General features: G+C 37.9%; 5 protein-coding genes. All 5 read left to right on the forward strand.

Annotation, left to right across the window (positions count from 1 at the left end):
- Nucleotides 1-689, forward strand: a 689-nt coding sequence (locus AC22ZQ_RS12390; RefSeq protein ID WP_486756243.1) for a trigger factor, incomplete at its 5' end; no start/stop codon positions are given.
- A gap of 405 nt (nucleotides 690-1,094) precedes the next feature.
- Nucleotides 1,095-2,060: an ADP-glyceromanno-heptose 6-epimerase gene (gene rfaD / locus AC22ZQ_RS12395; protein WP_318959084.1), complete on the forward strand. Its 966-nt coding sequence runs from the start codon at nucleotides 1,095-1,097 to the stop codon at nucleotides 2,058-2,060.
- 82 nt (nucleotides 2,061-2,142) lie between these two features.
- A complete protein-coding gene (gene serS / locus AC22ZQ_RS12400) occupies nucleotides 2,143-3,414 on the forward strand; it encodes a serine--tRNA ligase (RefSeq protein ID WP_318959085.1) in 1,272 nt (423 codons plus the stop codon).
- A 10-nt stretch (nucleotides 3,415-3,424) separates the two neighbouring features.
- A complete protein-coding gene (locus AC22ZQ_RS12405; protein ID WP_318959086.1) occupies nucleotides 3,425-3,859 on the forward strand; it encodes a RidA family protein in 435 nt (144 codons plus the stop codon).
- A gap of 2 nt (nucleotides 3,860-3,861) precedes the next feature.
- Complete coding sequence (locus AC22ZQ_RS12410) at nucleotides 3,862-4,443, forward strand: DUF2892 domain-containing protein (RefSeq protein WP_318959087.1); 582 nt, start codon at nucleotides 3,862-3,864, stop codon at nucleotides 4,441-4,443.
- The last annotated feature ends 483 nt before the right edge of the window (nucleotides 4,444-4,926 follow it).

The raw sequence follows: 4,926 nt of genomic DNA on the forward strand, positions 1-4,926 counted from the left end.
AAGATACTGCTGCAATGTTAGGTGTGAAGGAAGAAGAATTAGCTGATTTGTCTAAGAAATTCCAGTTCACAGTGAACGAAATCAAACAAATGGAATTGGCTGAATTGAACCAAGAGTTGTTTGACAAGTTATTCGGAGAAGGAGAAATCAAATCTGAAGAAGAATTAAGAGCAAGAATTGCTGCTGACTTAGAAAGAGTTTGGAGTAACGATAGCGATAGATTGTTAGCGCGTAACATTACTAAAGATTTGTTAGCGAAAACAGAATTTGAATTACCAAACACGTTCTTGAAGCGTTGGATTCAAATGTCACAACCACAAGACAAGCCAGTTTCTATGGAAGAAATTGAAGCACAGTACGAAGGTTACCAAGAGAACTTGAAGTGGCAATTGATCCAAGGGAAAATCTTTAAGTCTAACGACATTAAGATTGACCAAGCAGAAGCTTTAGAATACACGAAAGGATTGATGGCGCAACAGTACGCTCAGTACGGAATGCCAGCTCCAGAAGATAAAGAATTGACTGAAGTATCTCAAAAGGTATTAGCAAACCAAGAAGAAGCTCAAAGAGTTTACGATATGTTGGCTGATCAGAAGTTAACAGCTTACTTTAAGGATACAGTTAAATTAACTGAGAAAGAAGTTACTTTCGACGAATTCGCGAAATTAGCTGAAGAAGCTCAAGCTTAATTTTAAGATAAACTTTACAAAAATCCCCATCGCGTTTTACGTGGTGGGGATTTTTTTTGATTCAACAATTCAACAATTCAACAATTGAAAGATTTAAAAATTGCGGTTTGAACTATTTATATAATTTGAATCCTTGAATCCTTGAATCCTTGAATCCTTGAATCCTTGAATCCTTGAATCCTTGAATCCTTGAATCCTCTAACCGTCTAAGAACCCAGTTAGCGATTGGATGGGAAAGCCCGGAGGCTTGAAAAGCAAAGCGCGGTTTTAATTCCTTATGAAGGATTAAAAAAACTGCCTAAAACTTAGGATTGAGTAAAAGTTGACCAAAGTTTCTAGTGCCTTTCCTTGAAAATAATTTCTTTAGCTAAAATCTATACTTATTTTTGTGCAAAACGATTAAAGATGATAGTTGTAACAGGTGCCGCAGGTTTTATTGGTAGTGCTTTGGTTTCTAAATTGAACCAAGCGGGACATGAACATATAATGGTTGTTGATGATTTTTCTAAGACGGAAAAAGCGCACAACTTAGCTGGTAAAACGATAGGTGCTAAAATTTCTAGAGCCGATTTTTTAACTTGGTTGAAAGAAAATGGTAAGGAAGTAGATTTCGTTTACCACATAGGGGCAAGAACAGATACTTCTGAATTTGACAAAGCTATTTTTGACGAATTGAACGTGGAGTACTCGAAGGAAATTTGGAGATGGTGTACACACTACCAGATTCCTTTGGTTTATGCTAGTTCTGCAGCTACATACGGAATGGGAGAGTTAGGTTATAAGGATGACCACAAAATTATTCCTCAATTAAAGCCCTTGAATCCTTACGGAGATTCTAAGCAAACTTTTGATGAGTGGGTATTGAAACAACATTCACATCCTCCATTTTGGGCAGGGTTAAAATTCTTTAACGTGTATGGACCCAACGAATACCACAAAGGTCGTATGGCTTCTGTAGTATATCATGCTTACCACCAAATTAACAAAACGGGAGCGATGAAGTTGTTTAGATCGCACAATCCAGAGTACAAAAACGGAGAGCAGAAAAGAGACTTTGTGTATGTGAAGGATTTGGTAAACATCTGTATGTTCCTAAAGAACGAAAAAGTAGAAAGTGGTATTTACAATTTAGGATCTGGAAAGGCACGTACTTTCTTAGACTTAGTAAAAGCTACTTTTGAAGCCATGAACAGAGAAGAAAATATTGGTTTTATTGACACTCCAGAGGATATCAGAGACAAGTACCAGTATTTTACGGAAGCGGACATGACTAAATTGATCACACAAGGGTATAGCAAAGGATTCCACACTTTGGAGCAAGGGGTAGAAGACTACGTGAAGAACTACTTGATGGCCAATAAATATTTTTAATAGAAAGAAGTAAAGGATAGGACTATCCATATAGAAGAAATGCAAGAGAGAATGCATATCTTCGCAATCAAAATAAACACCAATGTTAGAGATTACAAGAATTAGAGCAGATAAGGATGCTGTTATTGAAGGGTTGAAGACGCGTATGATAGATGCGACAGAAGTGGTAAACAATATTGTTGCTACAGATGAGTCGTGGAGAGCGAAAAAATCTGAATTGGAATCCATTGCTGCAGAAATGAACAAAATTTCTAAAGAAATTGGTATGCTTTTCAAAGAAGGAAAGCGCGATGAAGCGGAGGCAGCGAAAGCAAAAACTGCTACATTAAAAGAAAACGAAAAAAGCTTGAAAGCGGAAGTTGAAGCTTTGGAGAATGATTTGCAAGAATTGTTGTACCAAGTGCCTAATGTTCCGCAAAGCATAGTGCCAGCAGGAAAATCTGAAGACGACAACGTAACTGTTGAAGAAATTGGAGAACCTGTACAGTTTAACTTTGATGCTTTACCACACTGGGATTTAGCAGATAAGTATGGGTTAATTGACTTCGAAACAGGTGTAAAGGTAACTGGAGCTGGTTTCCCAATTTATAAAGGAAAAGGTGCGAAATTACAACGTGCTTTGATTAACTTCTTCTTGATGGAAGCAGATAAAGCAGGGTACGAAGAGTTTATTCCTCCACACGTTGTGAATGAGGCTTCAGGATACGGTACAGGACAGTTGCCAGATAAAGAAGGGCAGATGTACCACATTGGCGTGGATGATTTGTACATGATTCCGACGGCAGAAGTTCCTTTAACGAACATTTACAGAGATGTGATTTTACCGAATGAAGATTTCTCTATTAAAATGACAGGATACACGCCTTGTTTTAGAAGAGAAGCAGGTTCTTACGGTAAAGATGTAAGAGGATTGAACAGATTGCACCAGTTCGACAAAGTTGAAATTGTACGTGTAGAGCACCCAAAGAATTCTGAAAAAGCTTTGGTAGAGATGGTAGACCACATCAAAGGATTGTTGGAGAAGTTAGGACTGCACTATAGAGTTTTGCGTTTATGTGGAGGAGATTTAGGATTTACTTCTGCAATTACATATGATTTTGAAGTATACTCTGCTGCACAAGAAAGATGGTTAGAGGTGAGTTCTGTATCTTGCTTCGAAACTTTCCAAGCCAACCGTTTAAAACTGAGATTTAGAGGTGAAGATAAAAAGACACAACTGTGTCATACATTGAATGGATCTGCATTGGCATTGCCGCGTATCGTTGCTGCCTTGTTAGAGAATCACCAAACAGAAGATGGAATTATGATACCTGAAGCGTTAAGACCGTTTACAGGATTTGATAAAATTGACTAAGAACAAAAAGATGAGTGAAAGTAAAATTAGCACTGCGAAAGCACCGAAACCTGTAGGTTTATACCCACACGCCAGAAGAGTTGGAAATTTATTATTCCTTTCTGGAGTTGGGCCAAGAACAGCAGGTTCTGATGCTACTGATTCTGCAGTACCAGGTTTGAAATTGGATAAGAATGGAAATTACTTGGAGTTTGATTTCGAAGCGCAATGTAGAAGCGTATTCGATAACGTGAAAGTAATTTTAGAGGAGTCAGGAAGCTCTTGGGAGAACTTAGTAGATGTTACTGTTTTCTTAACGAACATGAAAAGAGATTTCCATACGTACAATAAAATTTACGCGGAGTACTTTAAAGATAACCAGCCGTGTAGAACAACTTGCGAGATCAGCAGCTTGCCTACGCCGATTGCGATTGAATTGAAGTGTATTGCAACCATAGAAGATTAATTATGATAGGATTTGTAATAAGAGTAATTGTAGCCCTTGCATTTTTAGGATCAACGGCTGCCTTATATGCAACAGGTTACTGGGGATGGGGAATTGTGATGACATTGTTCTCTGCATTGGTAGTGTTGACGTTCTTTAGAAACGAGAATATTATTATAGCCCTTTACCAAATGCGTTTAGGAAGTAAAGAGAAAGCGTACAAAGCATTGCAAAGAATCAAAGCACCACACATGTTGCCGAAGAGTCAGCACGCTTACGTGATCTACTTACAAGCGATGTTAGGTGCACAAGAATTAGGATTTGCTAAAAGTGAGCAAATGTTATTGAAAGCGCAAACATTAGGTTTACGTACCAAGCAAGATCAAGCCATGTGTAAAATGCACTTAGCGGGTATCTGTATGCAAACTGGACGTAAGAAAGAAGCGCAAACTTTGTTGTCTGCCGCTAAGAAATTAGACGAGAACAACATGTTGGCTGATCAAATTAAAATGATGAAAAATCAAATGGGTCAGGTAGCGTCTAAAAACCAGATGCGCCAAGCCATGATGATGAAAGGAAGAAGAAAGTCTCCAAAAATGAGATAGACTTTTACCGATTGATATTAAAATCCCCATTGCGTTGTAACGTGGTGGGGATTTTTTTTGATTCAACAATTCAACAATTCAACAATTCAACAATTTGAAGATTTGAAGGATTTGAAGATTTGAGTATTTGATAGTTTGAAGGTGTTTTCTTTTTGTAGTGGCTGATCTGGAAACTTGGACTGCGCTCATCTCGACTCCGCTCGATAACCTTGGTTGCTGCTTTTATTTACGAGTGGAGACAGGGTTTCTAAGATAGTGGTTTGGGAGTGAGGTCGTACTATCGTGGAACCGAAGCCAAAAGCCTTCTTGAAGAACCTATTTTCGTTTGTTAATCGGGATTTGTAGAATTTGATAGATTTAAAAATTGTGGTTTGAACTATTTATATAATTTGAATCCTTGAATCCTTGAATCCTTGAATCCTTGAATCCTTGAATCCTTGAATCCTTGAATCCTTGAATCCTTGAATCCTTGAATCCTTGAAT

The organism is Lishizhenia sp. (genome assembly GCF_057456495.1).